Consider the following 20133-nt stretch of genomic DNA (forward strand, 5'->3'; position numbering starts at 1 on the left):
GGTCGAGTCTGACAACGGCTCCAGGAACTACACTCCCGCCAGGAATATCTTCAGATCCTCAAGAATGGAATTCAGTGCGGCGTCAGTTTCGCCGTTCAAGCTATCGAAGTGCAAGTGATTCTCTAGTTGCTGCATTCTTTTCGCCAGGGGAAAATGATTGACGTCAACCAGGGCGCCGCTGATGCGGTGCAGGGTGAGGATGATGTCATCCACGCGCCTGTCCTGCCTCGACTGCTCCAGCTTGATGACGTCCTCGTGCATGGTGCGTAGGAACAGATCCCGATATTTGGCCGGTACTTGTGGAGGGCCTTCGGGGATATGCACGGGTGCAATCTCGGGCAGACTGGGGGCCGCCGTGTCATGGGCTCCAATTTCCGAGTGAGGCGCGTATTCGCGCAGCATCTGTATCAGCGTATTCAGGCCGATCGGCTTGACCATCCAGGCATTCATGCCCGCATTGATGCAACGTCGCTGCTCGTCGAGCATGGCGTTGGCGGTAATTCCGATGATGGGGCACATCACACCTTCCGAGCGGAGCGTGCGGGCCAGCTCATAGCCGTTCATGAGCGGCATGTTCACATCGGTCAGAACGAAGTCATGCGGCTGTACATCCCATAGCGCCAGAGCGTCCTCGCCGTCTTCCGCCAAGGTGACCTGACATCCAAGCCGCTCAAGCTGGTCGAGGATGGTGGTCTGGTTGATGGGGTTGTCCTCGGCGACCAGAATGCGTATCGAGAACCGGGGAATGACGGGTTCAGGCGGGGCTATCAGTTGCTGGTTGTGCAGGATGCGCTGGATTCCCCGGCCGATGCTCAGAACATCTTGTGCATCGATATCAGGATGGGTGGACTCTTGCAGCAGAGGGGAGATGCTGACGTAGTGCCCCTTCCATTCCGGAGGCGGGGTGGTGCTGCTTGACAGCACATCCAGCAGCAGTGCATGCGAGGTGTGAGCAGGGCTGGGCTGGGCCAGCAGCTCGGCCTGCGCGTTCCAGCGGGTCAGCCAGGCGCAGATGTTCTCCGTCAGCTCCGGGTGAGGTGTCCGCACGCAGATATGAGCGTCTGCAAGGTCGGGGTAATCGGTGACGGTCTGATGGTCCACATCCAGTGTCAGCGCGATGGAAAAGACGCTGCCCACCTGTTTTTCACTCTTGACCTGCATGGATGAGCCCATGAGTTCGGCCAGCCGCGCACAGATCGACAGACCCAGGCCGGCACCTCGCACGACATGCCGGCTGCCATCGACGATATAGAACGGCGTGAAAAGGCGATTCTGCTCCTCACGGTCAATACCCACCCCGCTGTCGGCCACTTCAATCTGAAGCGTCACGTGGCCGGGGGGCTGATCCACCACCAGGCACCGGACGATGACGCTGCCGACATTGGTGAACTTGATGGCGTTGCTGATCAAATTGCTGAGAATCTGGCGTACGCGCACGGGGTCGCCGAATACCGAATCGGGAATCCCGGTGTCGACAGCGGAGAAAAACAGCAGTCCTTTCTGTTGCGCCATGGCTGCATAGGAGCCTGTGCAATCTTGCACCAGTTCGCGTGGGCTGAATGCCAGGCGTTCCAGCTTGAGCTGTCCGGCCTCTATCTTGCTGACATCCAGAATGTCGCTGATCAGCTGCAGCAGGATTTGCGACGAGCCTTCAATCCGGTTGACGTATTGACGCTGCTGGCTGTCCAGCCGTGTGGCGGTCAAAAGTTCCAGCGTGCCCAGCACGCCATACAGAGGCGTACGGATCTCGTGGCTCATCGTGGACAGAAAGGTGGATTTCGCTTCGCTGGCCTCGTCCGCTGCGCTGCGTGCGCGCTCCAGCGCGCGCTCGATTTCTACGCGCGTGCTGATATCGGTAAAAGCGCACAAGACTGCGTCCCCGTCCATATAGCGTGCCGGAGTGTAGGACACCGACAGCGTGCGTTCGTTGTCGATGTGCAGGTTGTCCATGCTGCCGGGCCTGTCCACAGAGCGCAGCGAACGCAGGATCTGAATGGCGTTGGACTGCAACGGCTGTGGCGGGTCGGACTCACTGCCCAACCACTCCAGGGCAATGGAGTTGCTGAACAATATGTCTCCGCTGGCCTTGCTGATCACGCACAGCGCGACGGGGGCTGTCTGGATCAGCGTGCGATTGAAGGCGTCGCGTTCGTCGATCATGCGCTGGGCCTCCACGGCAGGCTCCATGACCCGGCGCCTGTACCAATGCGTATAGCTCAGGCCAGCGAGCATGCTCAGGACCACAAAGAAGGCGGCTCCAATGAGCAGGGCCATGTGGCCCTTGAAAAAGCTGGCGTAGCTGATCAGATAAGTGCCGCTCCAGGCGCCAGTTGGGTCCAGCGCCTTCCACACCAGTCCGGCGCTGGTATAGGATAGGCCCAGCTTGGTGACCGCCGGCGCCGAAGTGTCTCCCATCAGAGAGACGCCCTGATGCGTCAGCCAGAACTGGTAGGGCAGTCCGCTGGCGGTGTTTCTCTCGAGCACGTTGATGCGCTCGCGGCTGAGCAGCGTGGCTGCATAAATATTCTGGGAGGGACCGGACGGCCCCCACAGGCCGGATGGAAATCCGGCAGGAACCCAGCCGATCATCTTGTCAGGCAAGGCAGCAGCCTTGAACCAGTGCACTTCGTTGGGATTTTGCGTCGGCAGCCGTTTGCCGAGTGACTGCGCCTGCACGGCAGAGCCGGACTGCGTGGCCAGATTTTCCCGGATGGCAAAAACCGTGGTCCGGAACATGTCCGTGCTGATGGCTTCATAGCCGGCATAGGTATTGATCGCCGGGACGCTGATGCTGGTGCTGTCCGCTGGATTCACGAAAAAGACGGCAGCTGCAGGGAAGTAGGAAGATGCCCAGAACGTCGAGTAGAAATCGGACAGATAGCTGCCCAGCTGGAACAGGGTTCCGGGAGCCGCGGAGCACTGGGCGGGCAGGGCACAGGCCAGCGAAAACGGCATATCCACCACTGATTCCTGGCCGAGGAACAGGCGAGCCCTCCAATCGGCTGGCGTATCCACTTCATGGAAACTGGTGACCCGGGAATAAGGGATGGCTTCGAGATCCTGGCTTTGGGCACGTAGCTGGCGCAGGAATATTTCTTGCTCCTTGATGTAGCCTACCAAGGTGCTGAAGTCGACGAGCAGCCGGTCGCGCTCTCGGTCAACGATGCGCTGTCCACCCCAGAGCAGCGCGCTCACCAGGGCGACAGCGATGGGCAGTATGCCAAACAGCAGCCAGTTTTGCCGGCGCGATGTGCGCTTGATTTGTTGGATGGGCGTGTTCTGCATATCCGCTATAACTGCGCAGCCTCCGGAGGAAACAATTGCCTGCGTTGATCGTTATTTAGCAGCAGGGCAAAGTCGCTGGATTTCAGTGCGGACGATATCAGAAAACCTTGTGCGCAGTCGCAGCCGATGCGGCGCAAAAATTCCAGGTCCGCGAGGGTTTCTACGCCTTCTGCGGTGACGGTCAGGCCAAGCTGTTTGCCCAGCTGCACCGCTGAGGTCAGCGCCGTACCTCGGGCCGCATCAACGGTGGCTCCGGTCACGAAGGCGCGATCGATCTTGAGTTCCGTGAACGGCATCGAGATCAGGTTGTACATGGAGCTGTATCCTTTGCCGAAATCATCCTGAGAAAGGCCAAAGCCTTTCAGCCTCAATCGACTTGCGCCCATGTAGTAGTGCGCAGGCGCAGCGGTTGTCTCGTCTTCAAGCAGCTCAAAATTGATGTTGCCTGGGGGGACCTCCCATTGGCGAGCGGTTTGCTCCAGTTCGTCCGGCAGATCCGGGTTCTCCAGAAGGGGGACCGGCAGATTGACGGATACGGGAATCGTATAGCCGATGTCGCGCCACTGTCGATGCGCGGTCAGCGCATCCTCGAGCATGCGCTGGAGCAGCTGCCGCTCGAGTTTGCAATGGTGGATGGCGGCCAGAAACGAGCCGGGCAACATGAAGCCGTGTTCGGGATGATCCCAGCGGGCGAGCGCCTCAGCGCCCACGATCTCACCGGTGCGCAGTGCCATCTTGGGTTGAAACCACGCCTGTATCTTGCGGGCGCTCAGTGCGGTCTCTATGGCCGCTTTGTCGAACACCAGGGGCTGGCCAAAGCGAAGAGCAGGGCTTGAGGTCTGCGTCGCTACACGGTGCCGCAGCTTGCTGATGATGGTCTGGGCATAGCTGGGGTCGAACGGCTTGGAGAAGGCGTCCAGCACGAACAATCCGATTTCCTTGGCCATCAGGCTGACGCTGTTCATGATGCGGCGCGAGCAGGAACTGGAGATCGCAAGCATGGGTGTCAGGTTCTCCAGGGCGAGTCGGCGGATGAACTGCACGCCATCCATATCGGGCATCCTGATGTCCATGATGACGATGTCATAGTGCTCCGCATGCATCAGCTCCAATGCCTGCTCGGCAGTTTGTGCCGCCCTGACGTGAACGAATCCGGCATCTGCGAGGATGGCGCAGATTCGGGCGCAGGAAAACTCGTGGTCGTCCAGGACAAGGATTCTGTATTTGGAAAGCATGGTGATTAACTCCCCTCGGCTTTGATCGAGTTCAGGATTTTGCGCAACTGGGCTATCGAGAGCGGCTTGATCAGCAATATGCTGATGCCGGAGGTGAGGCCGCGCCGCTGTTCCTCTGGAAACGCGTTGGCGGTCAGCCCGAGAATCGGGCGCGCGTAGCCGCGTTCGCGCAGCGCAAACGCCAGCTCATACCCGTTCAGCACCGGCATGTGCAGATCGGTCAGAATGGCATCGAATTCCTGGATGTCAGGCCGGTTCAGGGCGGTCTGCCCATTCGTCGCAATCGCCACTTTGCAGCCCAGGTGCTGCAATTGTTCGCGCAGTATCAGCTGGCTGATCGGGTTGTCTTCCACCACCAGCAAATTCATGTTGATCAGGTCGCGATCGGCTTGTCCGATGGGGGCCGCTAGGCCTTGGCCTTCCCGCAACTGCTGTATGGCGCGGCCCAGACCCAGGATGCCGTGGGCGCTGATCAGCAGGGTGTTGCGGTCTGCGGTGATGCCGTGCCGGGCGCCGGGCGGATGCATGACGATGCGCTGGTGTTGCCAATGCGCAAGAGGCATCGCCCAGGGCCAGGCCTCGATCAGCAGTGCCTGCGTATCGATGGAGGAGTGATGTTCGCGGTATGGCATTGCCATTGCACCCCACAGGCGCAGCCAGCCGCACAGGTTTTTCACGACCTCGGGTACGGCCCCGCGGACGTAGATCTTTTTGGGCGACAGCATGGGCAGATTGCCGGGTATCGATTCCGCCGCAATGGGCAGCGTCACCTTGAATGAGATTCGCGTGCCGATGCCCAGTTCGCTGGTGGCGGCCAGCTCGCCGCCCATCATTTGCGACAGGCGCGAGCAGATGGACAAGCCCAGGCCTGTGCCCTGTATGAGCTGGTCAATGTCGGAGTCGGTACGAAAATAGGGGTCGAACAGCTGTGGCAAATGCTCGGCGGCAATGCCGATGCCAGTGTCGGCAACCTCGAATTCCAGCTGCACATGGGATTTTTCGACCGGTGTCGAGCGCAGGCGCAGCACGATGTGCCCGCTCACCGTGAACTTGATGGCGTTGCTGACCAGGTTGTCCAGGATCTGGCGCAGCCGCGTGACGTCACCCAGCACCAGCAGTGGCGTGTTGACGGAGGCCGTGCAATAGAGCCTCAGGTTTTTGCGTTCTGCGCGCACGCAGAAGGTGGAAACCACATTGTCCAGTACCTCGAGCAGAGCCAGGGGGCGCCGCTCCAGCGTCATATAGCCCGCTTCGATGCGCGACAGATCCAGGGTGTCGTTCAAGGTCGATAGCAGGACGGTGGACGAGTGACGCAAAGTGTCCAGATATTGCTGTTGCTGCTCGGTCGCGCCGGTCAGTGACAGCAGCTCCAGCGTGCCGAGAATCCCGTACAGCGGTGTGCGGATCTCATGGCTCATGGTCGTCAGGAACAGCGTCTTGGCCTGGTTCGCCGCTTCGGCAGCCTGCATGGCATTGAGCAGCGACAACTCCGTCTGCTTGAGTTTGGTAACGTCGTTGATAGTGCACAGAACAGCGGGTCCGCCGCAATATGTCATCGGGGTGAAGGTGCGCTGGACCACGCGGCCATCTTCAAGTTCGAGATCCCCGCCAATGCCGTTCAGATTGGTGGACGCGGCAATATGCCTCCAGTCCCGCTCGGTCTTCAGCCAGGCGTGCGCCAGATCGTTGGATAGCAATGGTTCGTTCTCGTTGTGCCGCAGCAGCGCCAGACCGACCGGCGCGGTTTTCAGCAGCTTTCGGTTCAGGGTCACGCTGTCCACCAAGGCCAGGAAGTTGGATCTCGCGGGAGTCAGCAGTTTGCGGTGGATGTAGCGGGAGACCAGAAGCAGGATGACCGCGAGTGCCATGCAAAGAGCCAGCGCGCCGTAGAGCTTTGCGGCGTTGTTCTTGAGCAGTTGCTTGACGGGCATGTAGTACTGCAGGCGCCAGCCGGCATGTCCTACGGACTTGCTCAGCGCCAGATATCTGGGGATGCTGCCCTGCCAGACAATGCCGAAGTTGTCGGTCAGGGAGTCGCCGTCAATGTCGGGAGCGTTGGCGCCCCGCAGCGTCGCGTGACCATGGGGGTCGTAGAGGACATAGCTGCCTCCAGCCATGCTGGTCAGGTCCAGGGCCGAGCCGATATCGTCGAACGTGATGCCCAGCCAACCGCTGGTGGCCTCGGTGCTGTCGATGGGCGTGTAAAGAAACAGCCTTTCAGCGTCGTCGTTGGGCGGATTCAACCATACCAGCGGGGGGCTGCCTGAGATGTCCACCTTCGGGTTTTCGCTCGATAGCGCGTTGGCGATCCACTTCTGGGTTTGCGCAGAGATATCAGGCGCTTTCGAGGCGCTGTCGCCCAATACCGGCAGTGTGGTGCCGCTGCGCATGGACGTGTAGACAAGCGTTGTCTTGATACGGCTGTTGTCATGCACGTCCCGCGGGGTCAGGACCAATGTCCACTCGTGGCGATTCTCGCCCTCCGGCAACGGGTAAGTCTCGAGCTGCCTGATGTGGCTCGACAGGCCGAGCATTTGGGAAGTCGCAAATGGCTTGAGGTTGCGGACCGCAGACGTTGCCGTGGCGCGCAGCAATTGCTCGCGCTGATCAAAGAAAAGCTGGGCGTTGTAGGCCGCAGCGTTCATCTGGCGCCGGTATCTCGACACACTGTCGTTGATCGACCAGAAGCAATAAAGCAATGCCATGGTGACGGCACATAGCAGCACAGACACTGCAAGCGCATACAGCAATGCCGCAGGCAGGCGCGTGGCGATCGTGGCATTTTTTGTAATGGGCCTGAGGGGCAGTCGGTGCATAGGCAAATGCTATTGAGCGAGCGCCTGCTTGCGGTTCAGATAAATCTGAATCTGACGAGTACCAAATCGACAAAGAATCTTTCAGCCCATGGCTTGTTCACATAATCGCGACATGTCAGCGATGCGGGCTAAGTTGGTCAACGCGGTGAGCAGGAGGTCAAGCTTCTCGAAAAGGAGAAGCTGCGGCGTTCGGTAGCCTCTGCATAAATCTCCCGCATATGCGTGCCGGGTGCGGCAGCATCCCGGCCCATGCCGCAATCTGATCTGGGTCTGAAGCTTTCCACCCAAAAGACACGCAAACGCGAATTCCTCAAGCAGGTGCAGCAAGTCGTGCCGTGGAAAGATTGGGGCGCCATTGATGGCGCCATGGTGCTGAACGGTCCAGGTCGCCTGCTGCTGCGCATTCACTACATGCAGGCTCACGCCCAGCGACCCAGCCATGAAAGACGCGCCGCGCAGCGCGCCACGCCACTGTCTCGGGACTTCGCCTGCCTGCCATGCGACAGTGCCACAACCGATGAGAGCCACAATCTGCGTTTGCGACATTGACGGGAAGCGCACCAACTGGCCGAGCAAATTCCGAAGACGGCCACCGACCTGCTGGTGAGTAAAAAGCGGCTGCTTGTGAGCACCATTGTGGATGCGCGACGTTGATCGGCGCGTCCAGCTCCGACAAGCACAGCGCCAAGTCGCATGATCCAGAAATGCACCAGATGCCGAGAAAGGCAATCAGCGGTACTTCGGCATGAAGGCGTACGTTGGTGGGAGGCCGGGTCGCGCCTGGTACACACCGTGCATGCACCTGCTGCCAATGATTCAGCTCAAGGTAGAGCGCCCATTCGGAGTGATCACGGGCCAGTCTGCTGCCGCCAAAATTTGCTGCCGAGGCTTGAGGAAAGATACCCTGTACTTCACACCTTGTTAGCCTTTGGGAATTGCTGGATGGCTCGTGCCTGTTGGTTGGCGAGCAGCCTATCCAAGTCACTGATGGCTACCTCAAAAGGCAGGATGCCCGCGAAACGCGGGCATCCTTGGTGTTGGGCAGCGGGTGACAGGCGTCCCATCCAGCCTTCACCAAGCTTGGACTCGACGCATGCCGCCCATTCCTGGTCGATCTGAGTGCCTTGGCCTGGTACGCGTTCCCATGGATGGCTGAGTGTCAGCGGCAACCCCGATCATTCGCAGCCTGCATGTTCACCACTCGCACCGAGTTCAGAGGCAGCCTCCATCTTCTGCCACTGCCGCGCGGCATTGTGCGGCTGCAAGAGGCATAGCCTTGCGGGATGCTTCTGACTTTGGCACACGGCCGACATGTGCCGCACCAAGGCTTGCCCGGCGAAATACTGAGCCATCTGCAGCGAGAGCTTCCAGGCAATGGGTGCATGCGGGCTCGGGGTCTGCACTCCGGCATTCTCAATGTCAGCCTGTCCATGAACGGCGAAGTTGGCGTGTCTGGCATGTCCATGAAAAAACTGCGAATGGCAGATTGATCACGACGCCGTGGCCTAGTTCGCCAACTGGTGCTCAAGATCGCCTATAGGAGGTCTATACCGTCTCCAACTGCTTCATCAGGTGTAGGCGCATCACTTCTGCCATTTGCGCGGCGAGTTCGCCATCCACGTGCCAGGAGCCGTAGTTGGTGATGACGTCAAAGCCACCCTGCATGGCTGGTACATGGCGACTCAGGCCATGGCCAATCAGCTGTGCTTCAAGGCTGGCGACCTGAGCCTTCGGCACCGAAGCGGGGCGGGCATCAGAATCAACTGCAGAAGCCTTGTCTGCGGCAAAGGGTTTGACATTGATTTTCTTCATGTCAGTACTTCAGTATGGGTGCGCTGTGCCAGCACACAAAATGGCAGTGGCAGCTACTTGCACGAGTCGACACTTGAACCAATGCGCCGGAGAGCAGGTCCCGTGGCCAGCCGGCAAGAAGGCGGGATGCGGGTGGCTGGTTGGTGCGCATTCTTTGGTAACGAGGGTCTTTGATGTCGGCCTCCATGACGATAGGTTTATGCCGCGGCGGTTCTTGATTGATGCGCAGTTGCTCGCGCACCAATGTGGTTGCCATGGGCGAATGCGTGTCATACAGGGCGGCAGTCTAGATAGCTGGATCGGGCGCCAGCTTCAGATAGTTCCTATTCGAAGACTCCGGGCGCTCAATGTTGTCAAGCAATGTCAATTTGGGCATGGGTCAGCGTTGACTTGGAGACATTGGCTTGCGGCTGCTGATTGAGCGTTGCGCGCTGCGTGAGGCAGCAAGTCCATATTTGCCCGGCACATTAGAGAGCATCAGGCGCTTGTCGCGACGGATTCCCAAAGCACACAGGTAGAGACAGCCTTGCCGTGGAGCATGCGTTGCAGAACGCTCCAGCTTTGATTCGGCAATTGCTCCTGCTCTGACCTGTTCTGACAGGCGCCAGATCGGGCGGGTGCAGCCGCCGCCATGGATTGGTAAAGCCGCATGGGTGCCGCATTGCCGACGCATTGGCGCGATCTATCCTGGTCCCGCATCTATTGGAGCAGCAGTTCAAGATCGGAGCACTCAATACCCTGGGGCACAGACATCAGCTTCATCACCACGCCCACGCATGAAGGCTGGCTGTATCTGCATGCGGCCCTTGACTTGTTCTCACATCAAGTGCCGGGCTGTGCAATGGGCAATCGCTTGGAGTCGCAATGTGAAGAGAATGCCGTGCACATACCTGTCTGCTTCAGAAGGCCGCGCAGGGCGATCATCGTGCATTGTGGTCAAGGCTGCCAATGTACAAGCCTACAAGCCACCAGTGGCCGCATTGCCTGGTGACAACGGGAGGCCCCGTATGAGAGGGCCTGCAACTGCCGTGATAGAGCTTTTGCCGAGAGTGTGAGCAGGGTGTGCAGGCAAACCGATGACACCCCGCAAGAGACGCGCAACGGCGCTCGTTGGTAAGGCGGTACTTGCCCGGGGCCGTGGGCAATCCGTCCTCAAACGGATTTATGCAACGACGGCGAGCGCTGCCACGAGCCTCAGCGCAGACTCGGCATTCCGCAGGTAATTGCGCACACCCCACCGGAACTTGCTGCGCTGGACGGCCGCGGCAGCTAATCGAAATTCATCTCGTTCATCTTTTGCGTGCACTCGCTGCGCATTTTCCCGTGCTGTGCTCGACAACGCCGCTCAAGGCCGCAGTGATAACGACGGTTGCGATGTTCCTGCACGTCCAGGATCCAAAAATCGAGTGGAGAAGGGCGACTCTCCGAGTGTCTGCCACCGATAAATTCGGTGAAATCAATGTGATTAACATTCATTGACTATTGCGATGCTTCTGTGATAGCCGATTAGGAATGTTCCTAAGCCTGGCAGGGGGCGGCGAAAGCATCATTCGTCCTGTTGCTTATCTCGCAACTGCAAGCCAAGCATTTTTTCTTAAAGCTGCTTATTGCATTTCGATATTCTTAACTTAGGACAAACATGAAAATCTCTACGCTCGCAATCGCTTCCATTCTGGCTTTCGGCGTGACAGCTGCCAACGCTGCCGACCAAGGTTCCGGCAAGGTCACTTTCAACGGCTCCATTATCGATGCACCTTGCTCGATCGCCGCTGATTCGCTGGACCAAGCCGTTAGCCTGGGTGCCATCGCTACAGCCGCTCTGGAAAATGGTGGCACCTCTGCTGAAGTCCCTTTCCACATCAACCTGCAGGGTTGCGTGATCACCGCCGGCACCAAGGACAAGCTGTCGGTGACCTTCACAGGCATGCAGTCGCCCTATGACCAGTACTCCCTGGGCCTGCTGGGTGGCGCTGCCGGTGCTTCCATCGAACTGCTGACCACCAACCTGCAGCAAGTGAAGCTGGGTGAAGCCACTGCTCCCATCACGCTGAGCCCCCTGGTCAGCAACCCCCAGCTGACATTCAATGCACGCCTGAAGGGCAGCACCACCCCCGGCGAACTGGTTCCTGGCGCATTCAGCGTGCCTGCCAACTTTGTGCTCGCTTACCAATAAGTTGCCAGCTGGTTACTTAGGCTAAGTCTCGGGAATTATCAATTCCCGGGACTGGTTTAGACGAAGGCCTGTGGAGCACCAATTCACAGGCCTATTATTTTTTTGAGCCGCTTGTTCCGAACTGTTGCCGATAGGTATCCACCTTGTAATGCCAGCAAGTTTAGAACCATCAGCGATACGCCATAAGACATAAAGCTCTCGCGCGTATTCAACCTCGATCAGCGAAATACTCCATGTCGTTCCGTTATTTTGGCCCTTCTCGCGCATTGTTGATGTCCACGTTTCTGGGCGCCACAGTGTTATGTGCTTCCCCTGGTTTCGCTTATGCGGATACGGTGGAGTTCAACGCCGATCTTCTGGATGTCAAGGACCGGGATAATATTGACTTGAGCGCATTTTCCACCAAGGGATATGTGCTGCCGGGTGTTTACGACTTGCTGGTGAATATTAATGGTCAGGCGCTGAAGACGGTTCCGGTGAGATTTATCTCCCCTGAAGGTGACAAGAAGGAAAGCCGCGTCTGTATCGATCAAAGCCTGGTCGAGAAGCTCGGCTTGACCGAAGACGCCATGGTGAAGGTCAAATGGTGGAATGACGGCGAGTGCCTTATCGTTGATAGCGTCAACGGCATGGAGGTGCGTCCCGATGTCAGCAAGAACCTGCTGTACCTCAATATTCCCCAGGTCAACCTCGAATACAACGCTCCATACTGGGATCCTCCAAGCCGATGGGAAGATGGCATCTCCGGCGCAGTCTTCGATTACTACCTGGCTGCTCAGCACATGGATCAAACATCGGGCGGCAGCTCGACCCGATTTACCGGCAACGGCGTCGTCGGGGCGAATCTGGGGGCTTGGCGTCTGCGCGCGGGCTGGCAGGCCAACTCACAATCAAACTCGAATTCGGGGGCAGCTTCGAACCCGTCGCAGTCGAAGTTCTCCTGGACGGATGTCACGCTGTATCGCCCGCTGCCCCAATACAAGGCGCGCCTGGCTATTGGTGAAAGCTATCTAGAGTCGAATCTGTTTGACACCTTCCGCTATACCGGTGTGGGCCTGAAGTCGGACGACGCGATGCTGCCCCCGAATTTGCGGGGATATGCGCCTGAAGTGTCTGGCGTGGCGCAGACCAACGCCAAGGTGACGATCAGCCAGCAAGGTCGTGTGATCAAGGAAATACTGGTTCCCGCCGGCCCGTTCCGCATCCAGGATCTGGATCGCTCCACTTCCGGGCAACTTGACGTGCGTGTCGAGGAGTCTGATGGTCGCGTGCAGACCTTCCAGGTCAACACGGCCTCGATTCCGTACCTGACCCGTCCTGGTCAGTTGCGCTACAAGGCCATGGCGGGCAAGCCCTCGGAGATGAACCATCGCATGAACGGTCCTGTCTTCGCCGGTGGCGAAGTCTCCTGGGGTGCCAGCAACAATGTATCCCTCTACGGAGGCTCGATTCTTAGCGGGAAGTATCAGGCATTCTCGGCCGGCATTGGCCGCGACCTGGCGCAATTTGGTGCGCTGTCATTCGACGTCACGCATTCCAGGGCGCAACTGAGGGATATGGAGAGCTGGAGAGGCGGGAATTCATACCGCCTGAGTTATTCCAAGGTGTTTGACGCGACGAGAAGTCAGGTCACGTTCGCCGGCTATCGCTTTTCCGATCAGAACTTCTTGTCGATGTCTGACTATCTGCGGTTGTCGCAAGACTACTCCGCGATGCGCCCCAAGCAGATGTACACGGTTGCGCTCAACCAGCAGTTCGACAAGGTGAGTGCCTACCTGAGCATTAACCGACTGACCTATTGGAACAATGCAGAGAGCCTGCGTTACAACCTCTCAGCATCGACCTACTTTAATTTCGGGAATTTCAGAAATGTATCGGTATCGATGAATGCGTACTCTAGCGAGTACAACGGGAAAAAAGACAACGGGGTTTTTCTGTCGATGTCCATACCATGGGGCAACTCGGGGACGCTGGGCTACAGCGGCGCCTATGGATCGTCAAAATCTCAGTCGGTGAGCTACTCGGATCGGACCTCGCCGAACGACTACTACACGCTGCGTGGGGGCGAGACCGGTGGCCGTGCCGAGGGCAGTGCCTACTACTCGCGAGACACTTCTCTGGCGAAGGTGGATGCCATGGCCAGCTACAGGGCGCAGGACTACTCGTCCCTGAACGTTTCGGTGCGAGGCGGGCTGACGGTCACGCCCGAGGGCGGCGCGCTGCATCCCGTTGGCGCCAGCGGTGGCACTCGGGTTCTGGTGGATACGAATGGCGTCGCAGGTGTGCCCGTGGGTCGATTCGGATCGAAGATCAAGAGCAATATGTTTGGCAAGGCGGTGGTCTCCAACGTGGGCAGTTACAACCGCAACTCCATCGATATCGATGTGAACGGCATGCCGGACAACGTGCAGGCGAATAACTCGATTTCCACGGGAACCTTTACCGAGGGCGCGATCGGCTATAGAAAATTCGACATGCTCGTCGGCGAAAAGGCAATGCTGTCCCTTCAGACAAAGGACGGCAGCTTCCCTCCCTTTGGTGCACGGGTTTTCAACGAGAAGCAGCAGGAGCTGGGTCTTGTCGGTGAGCAGGGCGTCACTTATGTCAATGGCATCGTTGCCGGAGAACAGCTGCAGGTGAAGTGGGGTGATACCGGTCAGTGCCAGGTTCAATTGTCGGATACGCTGCCTGGCGACCTGTCCGATAGCTTGACGGTGCAGTGCCAAGAATAAGGCCTCCTCAAGCATATCTTGTATACATAGAAAAGGATAATTCATGAACTCGAAGATTCTCTCTGCCGTGCGTGTCGCTCTCGGAATGATGATTGCGATTTCGTTTGCACCTGCCAACGCTGCCATCAGCCTGGATCGCACCCGACTGGTGTACCCTGCTAACGAGAAATCGGTCAGTCTTGTCGTGATGAACAAGAACGAAAAGCTGCCCTATCTGGCGCAGGGCTGGCTGGAAGATGAGAGCGGGACCAAGCTGGAAGGGGCCAAGGCAGCTTTCGCGGTATTGCCCCCTTTGCAACGTGTGGAGCCCTCCGCGCAGACTCAGGTGAAGGTCCAGGCATTGCCTGCGGCCCAGGAGTTGCCGAAGGATCGCGAGTCCGTGTTTTACTTCAATCTTCGCGAGATTCCCCCGAAGTCCGACAAGGAAAATGCACTCCAGATCGCCTTGCAGACCCGCATCAAGATGTTCTATCGCCCCGCGGATCTGGCAGCTGCCGCCGCTAAATTGCAGGCTACTCCATTCCAGGAGCAGATCACGCTGAAAAAGCAGGCCAAGGGATACACCATCCATAACCCGACGCCCTACCATGTGACCATTATTGGCGCCAGCAATAAAAAAGGTGGCGATACCGTTGAGGGTTTTGAATCGTTGATGGTGTCCCCCAAAAGCTCCGCAGACTTGAAGGCCAATATGCAGGCCTTGGGTGCCAACCCGGTACTGAGCTATGTGAACGATTTTGGCGGGCAGGTTGCGCTGGTTTTCGATTGTGATGGTGAGGATTGCAAGGTCAATACCGAAAAATCCAAGAATTGATTCGAGCAATGTGCAGGGCACTTTCGTATTGATCTGACCAACCAACATCCTGAGTGGCGATGACGGTGTATGTTGAAAATCATGGCTATCGTCCCTCGTTGCCACATTGAACAGCAATTCCCTTTCTAGGCGTATATATATATGACTCAGTTCCGAAAATCGACGAAACCCAAGCGGTGGTCCTGGTTAGGGATTTCCTGCCTCAATGCGTTGGTGGTGTCGCTACTTGTCTTTTCTGGTATCGAAAATGCTTCGGCCGGACCCAGTTTTCAAACCGTCACGGTGAGATTTAAAGTCAATGCAACGCCGTATTGCGGCGTGACCGACCTGACGGGGTCGGACGAAATCAAGGTGAACTTTGGTACCTCTTTGCCTATGTCGCAAATTGATGGGTCGCAGCATGAAAAGCCGATCCCCTATCAGATATATTGCGATAACCCCACTGGCTATACCCAATTGAAAATCCGGTTCATTGGTGCCAATGCCAGTTTCGGAGATAGATTGCTGGCGACTGACCAGGATAATCTGGCCATTGAGATTCGTCAGGGTGGCGTGGCGCTGCCGGTAGGCACGGGAATTGTGTTCGATCCTCAGTATAGCGGGGGCGCAGGGCAGTATGTGACTGGGCCGTCTTTTACGGCAGTTCCGGTCAGAAGAGCGGGATCTAACCTGACGGAAGGCCTGTTCAACGCCAATGCGACACTGGTTTTGGAATATGTCTAAGGGGCCAAAGATGAATTCAAGAAAGATATTTGCAAGTCTTTGTGCAGCCATCGTGATGTCTCCTTTGGCAAGTTTGCATGCTGCGCCCGGTGCTGCCTATGTCAAATTCTCAGGAAGCCTGTCGGCCGCGACACCTTGCGTTCTCAATCAAGGAAATCCGCTGGTCGTCGATTTTCAGGACCTGATTATTCGCAATATCAACGGGACGAGCTATGGCAGAAAGAGCGTCCAATTAGATATCCAATGCGATAACACTACCCACGTGACTTTCGAGGTCACGGGGACGCCGGCCATATTCTCCAATAGTGCGCTGAGGACCGGTGTTCCTGCACTGGGTATCGCGCTGGAGTTCGGGGGAGTTCCGCTGCCGTTGAACTCGGGCGTGGTGGCGAGCAGCAGCGCGGCCAGCGGGATGTTGGAATTTTTTGCGACCCCGGTGCTCGATCCGGCTGTCACTACGTCCTCCGTTCCGGCCCAGGCATTCAGTGCCTCGGCTCAGATTCTGGCCACCTATGATTAGTGAGATTCAAATGCAAAGATTGAAATACATCCATTCACTGGCGGCTTTTGCACTCGGGTTGCTGATGGCCGGCATGGCGCTGCCAGCGTCGGCTCTGGACGGCATAGGTGCGACCTTTAAAGGCAACTTGATCAATGCGCCCTGTACGCTTCGCCCCGCTGATGAGGATCTGAAAGTCGATTTGGGGCAGATATTCCAGAACGATTTTTATCAGACCGGTCGCAGCGATTCCAAGCCTTTTACGATTCATCTCGATGATTGCGATGCCGGGCTGGCTTCGTCCGTGAAAGTGAAATTCAGCGGCAGCGAAAATGTATCCCTGCCGGGCCTGCTTGCATTGGATACCGGGGGGGACACACGCGGAGTGGCCATCGCCATTGAAAATGCAGCCGGGGTGCTGCCCATCAATACGCAAACCTCGGCATTGCCGCTGAATGCTGGTAGCAACGATCTCCATTTCACTGCCTATGTCCAGGGGGAGAGCCTGGCGGTGTTGAACAAGACGATTGTTCCAGGCCCCTTTGTGGCGACGGCAACATTTACTTTCCAGTATCCATAGATTCGAATCATTATGTGAGGTCTTGCGCCTCTATGCAGGAATTAATATGAAGAATTCATCTATTTGGAGTTGGGTCATCAGTAGATTGGTTGTCGTGGGCTTGCTCTTTTGCGCTGCTGCGGCGCAAGCCGCGATGGCCAAGGTGCCAGCAGTGACCAGTGTGGTGAATCGCGGAGCCATGGGTGGTTCCTGGGCTTTTGATGTCACCTGGAACATTATTGAAGTACCTGATATGCAGCTGTCTCGAGGGATATGCTATTTAAGCATGGGGACGAAAGACAAACGCAATGGCGGTACTCTTTACAACTTCAGCGGTGGATTTCCTTATGCGTACCTTTGCAACGGAAGTGCCGAAGCAAATGCGTGCAATATTGGTGGTACTTATAATCTGGCATGTGTGGGAAACCTGTTTATCAGCCGCAATGGCTACTCCGGTACGGTAAGAACTACCATTACTACAGCGTCCCCGCTTGGCCAGGCGATAGAGAATATAGAGATGTGTGCGGTGGCACAGCGAACAGAGTCAGGGGAAGGGGTTGCTGCCGGACCCATTCCCGGGACCTGTTACTCCGGCTTTCCCACTGCGGTCAATGCAACCTGCAGCATAGACACGCCGGAACTCCTGCTCGATCATGGAAGTCTGAACCCTCTTGAGGTAAACGGCAATGTGAAAGAGATGGACGTGGATATTTCATGTACTCCCAACATCGTAGATGTGTCGTTGTTTACGGCAGGTGGAAATGTCGTCTACTTTGGCAATGGATCGATTTCTTCCACCATTACCATTGACGGGCAGAACCCGAGGCGAGCTTCAATCAACGGAACTCGTACCTTCAAGCTGAGGTCGACGCTGGGTGCGTCGGGCACCCCGATGCCTTCGAACTACGGCAATTCGACCACGTTGCTGATTAATATCCTGTAATCGCGCGGGCCCGGCGGGCATGAGAGATTTGGACTACCTGTTGCAGCTGCGCATAGTCTGTCTGACATGCTCTCAATGGTCCGGGCGTCCACACCACTGCTTTCCACGCATGGAGCGTGGCAGCAAACTGCATTTCCTATTGGCACAAGATTTCCCAATGCGGTCTGCAAACCGTGTTTTTGCCATCGTTTACTTTCGAATATCAATAGATTCGAAGCATTAAGTGAGGCCTTGCGCCTCTATATAGGAATTAATATGAAAAAGTCATCGATTTGGACTTGGGTCATCAGTAGATTGGTTGTGGTGGGCTTGCTCTTTGGCGCGGCTGCGGCGCAAGCCGCAACTGCATATATGCCAGCCGTAACCAGCGTACTATACCTCGGGGTGGCCCCCGACAATACGCATAGATTTCGAATAAATTGGGGGATGATACCAGTGGCGGATGGCCTGTCGAGTACAGGCACATTCAACCTCGGGATCGGCTTTCGCGATACTAATGATCCTCAGATGAAGGTTAACATGAGCAACAGCTATGTCGGAATACCGCTTCCCGTCGCAAGTATTACAAGCCAGAATGACTATCGCCAATGCTTGGAGGGTAGCCAATGGAGGCTTTCCTGTCTTGGGAATGTATGGATACAAAAAAAAGGTACTTCTGGAACGGCGGACTTTTATATAAATACTCTGTCTGCCCTTGGCCAAAATATAAGGCGTCTGCAGATGTGCACAGCAATTCAGCAGACTGAGACAGGACCTGCGACAGCTCTCGGGATTGTTCCTGGGACCTGCTACACGGGTTTTCCGACGACCGTGAATGCAACCTGCAGCATAGACACGCCGGAACTCCTGCTCGATCATGGAAGTCTGAATCCTCTTGAGGTGAACGGCAATGTGAAAGAGATGGACGTGGATATTTCATGCTCGCCAGATGTAACGGTCTCGGTGTATACCGGCGGTGGAAATGTCATCTTCTTTGGCGATGGATCGATTTCTTCCCTGATTACCATTGACGGGCAGAACCCGAGGCGAGCCACAATTAACGGCTCTCGTACCTTCAGGCTGAAGTCGGTGCTGAGTGCGTCAGGCACCCCGATGCCTTCGAATTATGGAAATTCGACCACGTTGTTGATTAATATCGAGTAATTGCGCGGGCCCGGCGGGCATGAGAGATTGGGACAGCCTGTTGCAGACTGCGCATAGTCTGTCTGACATGCTCTCAATGTTCCGCCTTGGTGGGGGGCGTACACACCACTGCTTTCCACGCATGGAGCGTGGCAGCAAACTGCATTTTCCTATTGGCACCAGACTCGCCGATGCGGCCCGCAAACCGTGGTTTTTTGCTCGAGACGAAGCGCAAGGCCGCAGGTCGTCCAGAGGTACGGCAAGGCGAAGCAAGCATGTATCAAAGGGGGTGTTGGCGGCTCTGAATGCCGCAGTCGGGGTTGACTGCGGCATTTTTATCGTCTGGACGGATTACTGGGGCTGGTAATCGATGGACCTGAGCAAGGCCTGCTGGCGCTGGAAGGCCTTTTGCAACTCGTCCATCAGTGCCTGCGAGCTGGCGTCGGTGCCCGGCTCCATGCCCATCTCCCTGAGCCTGCTCTCGACCTGCGGCTGCCTGAAATACTGCAGCGCAATCTCTCTGACCCTTGCCTGCACATCGGCAGGAATATCGGGGCGCGACCAGACGCCGAACCAGCTCACCTCGGCCAGTTGTGGATAGCCCAGTTCCTTGAAGGTGGGTACGTCGGGCAGCTGCACCATGCGCGTGGGGTAGTTCACGGCCAGCGGTTTGACCTTGCCGGCCTTGATCAGGGGCAGGGCGGTGGTGAGCCCGTCCATCATCAGCGGCACATGGCCGCCCATGAGGTCGCTGAGCGCCGGAGGAGAGCCCTTGTAGCCCAGGTGTTTCATCTTGATGTTGAGCAACTGTCCCAGCAGCATGCCCGAGGTATGGCCGCGCATGCCCGTGGCATAGGAGGCAAAGTCCAGCCCGTCGGCCTGTTTTTTGCCGTAGTCGGCTAGCTGCTGCAGATTGCTGGCCGGAAAGTCCTTGTTGGCAATCAGCACCAGGCCGTTGCGGCTGAGCTGGGCCAGCGGCTTCAGATCCTTGAAAGGCTGGTAGCTGACCTTGTAGGCCAGGGGCGTCTCGCTGACGATGCCGCCCTGGATCAGCAAGAACGTGTGGGCGTCCTTGCCGTTGGCGAGCAGGTCGTTGACGGCCAGCACCCCGGCGGCACCGGGCTTGGATTCGACAATCACCGGCTTGCCCAGCTGTTTTTGCATGCCGTCGGCCAGCAGGCGCGCCAGCGAGTCGGCATTGCCGCCGGCCGGGCCGCCCACCACCAGGCGTATGGTTTTGGCCGGCCAGGCCGTTGGCTGAGCATGGGCTGTCAGCGGCATGGCGGCTGCACTCAGGCTCAGGCTGGTTGCCAGGGCCACAGCCCTCCATTGCAGGGTTTGCTTCATCTTTGTCTCCTCTTTTTTTTTGACTGCCCGGCAGCCGATTTGCCGCGTCCATGCAGGCTCTGTGCAGAGCGCC

The 20133-nt window shown here is 57.3% G+C and carries 15 protein-coding genes; 9 read left to right on the forward strand and 6 right to left on the reverse strand.

The window, feature by feature from the left end; all coding sequences use genetic code 11:
* Positions 1-27: 27 nt before the first annotated feature.
* From FSY59_RS21830 to FSY59_RS21840, 3 genes are read right to left on the reverse strand one after another with little or no spacing between them, the layout of a single operon-like run.
* Positions 28-3285: a response regulator gene (locus tag FSY59_RS21830; protein ID WP_148729675.1), complete on the reverse strand. Its 3258-nt coding sequence runs from the start codon at positions 3283-3285 to the stop codon at positions 28-30.
* Positions 3286-3290: 5 nt separating this feature from the next.
* Complete coding sequence (locus tag FSY59_RS21835) at positions 3291-4520, reverse strand: EAL domain-containing protein (protein ID WP_003053090.1); 1230 nt, start codon at positions 4518-4520, stop codon at positions 3291-3293.
* 5 nt (positions 4521-4525) lie between these two features.
* The gene (locus tag FSY59_RS21840) at positions 4526-7336 is read right to left on the reverse strand and encodes an ATP-binding protein (RefSeq protein ID WP_003053093.1); all 2811 of its coding nucleotides are present in this window, start codon (positions 7334-7336) and stop codon (positions 4526-4528) included.
* Positions 7337-7585: 249 nt separating this feature from the next.
* Here FSY59_RS21840 and FSY59_RS21845 point away from each other — a divergent pair, with 249 nt between their 5' ends.
* Positions 7586-7885 (forward strand): hypothetical protein, encoded by a 300-nt coding sequence (locus FSY59_RS21845; protein WP_003053095.1) that lies wholly within the window; start codon positions 7586-7588, stop codon positions 7883-7885.
* 996 nt (positions 7886-8881) lie between these two features.
* On the opposite strand, the gene FSY59_RS21850 is transcribed toward FSY59_RS21845, so the two are convergent.
* Together FSY59_RS21850 and FSY59_RS21855 are read right to left on the reverse strand one after the other, a co-directional pair.
* A complete protein-coding gene (locus tag FSY59_RS21850) occupies positions 8882-9148 on the reverse strand; it encodes a hypothetical protein (RefSeq protein ID WP_003053100.1) in 267 nt (88 codons plus the stop codon).
* A 1-nt stretch (position 9149) separates the two neighbouring features.
* Positions 9150-9404, reverse strand: a complete 255-nt coding sequence (locus tag FSY59_RS21855) for a hypothetical protein (RefSeq protein ID WP_141567888.1) — start codon at positions 9402-9404, stop codon at positions 9150-9152.
* Positions 9405-10787: 1383 nt separating this feature from the next.
* Between FSY59_RS21855 and FSY59_RS21860 the strand changes: the two genes are divergently transcribed.
* The 8 genes from FSY59_RS21860 to FSY59_RS21905 all read left to right on the forward strand — a co-directional run bounded on the left by FSY59_RS21860 (position 10788) and on the right by FSY59_RS21905 (position 18734).
* The gene (locus FSY59_RS21860; protein WP_003053102.1) at positions 10788-11321 is read left to right on the forward strand and encodes a fimbrial protein; all 534 of its coding nucleotides are present in this window, start codon (positions 10788-10790) and stop codon (positions 11319-11321) included.
* Positions 11322-11554: 233 nt separating this feature from the next.
* A complete protein-coding gene (locus tag FSY59_RS21865; protein ID WP_019043864.1) occupies positions 11555-14053 on the forward strand; it encodes a PapC/FimD family outer membrane usher protein in 2499 nt (832 codons plus the stop codon).
* Positions 14054-14096: 43 nt separating this feature from the next.
* Positions 14097-14867: a fimbria/pilus periplasmic chaperone gene (locus FSY59_RS21870; RefSeq protein ID WP_148729676.1), complete on the forward strand. Its 771-nt coding sequence runs from the start codon at positions 14097-14099 to the stop codon at positions 14865-14867.
* A 141-nt stretch (positions 14868-15008) separates the two neighbouring features.
* Positions 15009-15590, forward strand: coding sequence for a fimbrial protein (locus FSY59_RS21875; protein WP_148729677.1), 582 nt, complete (start codon positions 15009-15011; stop codon positions 15588-15590).
* Positions 15591-15600: 10 nt separating this feature from the next.
* Complete coding sequence (locus FSY59_RS21880; protein WP_003053112.1) at positions 15601-16110, forward strand: fimbrial protein; 510 nt, start codon at positions 15601-15603, stop codon at positions 16108-16110.
* A gap of 10 nt (positions 16111-16120) precedes the next feature.
* Positions 16121-16669 (forward strand): fimbrial protein, encoded by a 549-nt coding sequence (locus tag FSY59_RS21885; RefSeq protein ID WP_255439657.1) that lies wholly within the window; start codon positions 16121-16123, stop codon positions 16667-16669.
* A gap of 46 nt (positions 16670-16715) precedes the next feature.
* Positions 16716-17591 carry a hypothetical protein gene (locus FSY59_RS21895; RefSeq protein ID WP_187427960.1) on the forward strand — a complete coding sequence of 292 codons (876 nt, stop codon included), beginning with the start codon at positions 16716-16718 and terminating at the stop codon, positions 17589-17591.
* Between the two features lie 255 nt (positions 17592-17846).
* The gene (locus tag FSY59_RS21905) at positions 17847-18734 is read left to right on the forward strand and encodes a hypothetical protein (protein WP_187427961.1); all 888 of its coding nucleotides are present in this window, start codon (positions 17847-17849) and stop codon (positions 18732-18734) included.
* Positions 18735-19064: 330 nt separating this feature from the next.
* On the opposite strand, the gene FSY59_RS21910 is transcribed toward FSY59_RS21905, so the two are convergent.
* The gene (locus FSY59_RS21910; protein ID WP_148729683.1) at positions 19065-20060 is read right to left on the reverse strand and encodes a tripartite tricarboxylate transporter substrate binding protein; all 996 of its coding nucleotides are present in this window, start codon (positions 20058-20060) and stop codon (positions 19065-19067) included.
* Positions 20061-20133: the final 73 nt, after the last annotated feature.

Source organism: Comamonas sp. Z3, from assembly GCF_008121565.1.
GTDB classification, from domain to species: domain Bacteria; phylum Pseudomonadota; class Gammaproteobacteria; order Burkholderiales; family Burkholderiaceae_C; genus Comamonas; species Comamonas brasiliensis.

What these genes read in the sequence shown, in the direction of transcription:
- FSY59_RS21830 (WP_148729675.1), bottom strand. Translation starts at nt 3,285, where the DNA reads ATGCAGAACACGCCCATCCAACAAATCAAGCGCACATCGCGCCGGCAA.
- FSY59_RS21835 (WP_003053090.1), bottom strand. Translation starts at nt 4,520, where the DNA reads ATGCTTTCCAAATACAGAATCCTTGTCCTGGACGACCACGAGTTTTCC.
- FSY59_RS21840 (WP_003053093.1), bottom strand. Translation starts at nt 7,336, where the DNA reads ATGCACCGACTGCCCCTCAGGCCCATTACAAAAAATGCCACGATCGCC.
- FSY59_RS21845 (WP_003053095.1), top strand. Translation starts at nt 7,586, where the DNA reads ATGCCGCAATCTGATCTGGGTCTGAAGCTTTCCACCCAAAAGACACGC.
- FSY59_RS21850 (WP_003053100.1), bottom strand. Translation starts at nt 9,148, where the DNA reads ATGAAGAAAATCAATGTCAAACCCTTTGCCGCAGACAAGGCTTCTGCA.
- FSY59_RS21855 (WP_141567888.1), bottom strand. Translation starts at nt 9,404, where the DNA reads ATGGCAACCACATTGGTGCGCGAGCAACTGCGCATCAATCAAGAACCG.
- FSY59_RS21860 (WP_003053102.1), top strand. Translation starts at nt 10,788, where the DNA reads ATGAAAATCTCTACGCTCGCAATCGCTTCCATTCTGGCTTTCGGCGTG.
- FSY59_RS21865 (WP_019043864.1), top strand. Translation starts at nt 11,555, where the DNA reads ATGTCGTTCCGTTATTTTGGCCCTTCTCGCGCATTGTTGATGTCCACG.
- FSY59_RS21870 (WP_148729676.1), top strand. Translation starts at nt 14,097, where the DNA reads ATGAACTCGAAGATTCTCTCTGCCGTGCGTGTCGCTCTCGGAATGATG.
- FSY59_RS21875 (WP_148729677.1), top strand. Translation starts at nt 15,009, where the DNA reads ATGACTCAGTTCCGAAAATCGACGAAACCCAAGCGGTGGTCCTGGTTA.
- FSY59_RS21880 (WP_003053112.1), top strand. Translation starts at nt 15,601, where the DNA reads ATGAATTCAAGAAAGATATTTGCAAGTCTTTGTGCAGCCATCGTGATG.
- FSY59_RS21885 (WP_255439657.1), top strand. Translation starts at nt 16,121, where the DNA reads ATGCAAAGATTGAAATACATCCATTCACTGGCGGCTTTTGCACTCGGG.
- FSY59_RS21895 (WP_187427960.1), top strand. Translation starts at nt 16,716, where the DNA reads ATGAAGAATTCATCTATTTGGAGTTGGGTCATCAGTAGATTGGTTGTC.
- FSY59_RS21905 (WP_187427961.1), top strand. Translation starts at nt 17,847, where the DNA reads ATGAAAAAGTCATCGATTTGGACTTGGGTCATCAGTAGATTGGTTGTG.
- FSY59_RS21910 (WP_148729683.1), bottom strand. Translation starts at nt 20,060, where the DNA reads ATGAAGCAAACCCTGCAATGGAGGGCTGTGGCCCTGGCAACCAGCCTG.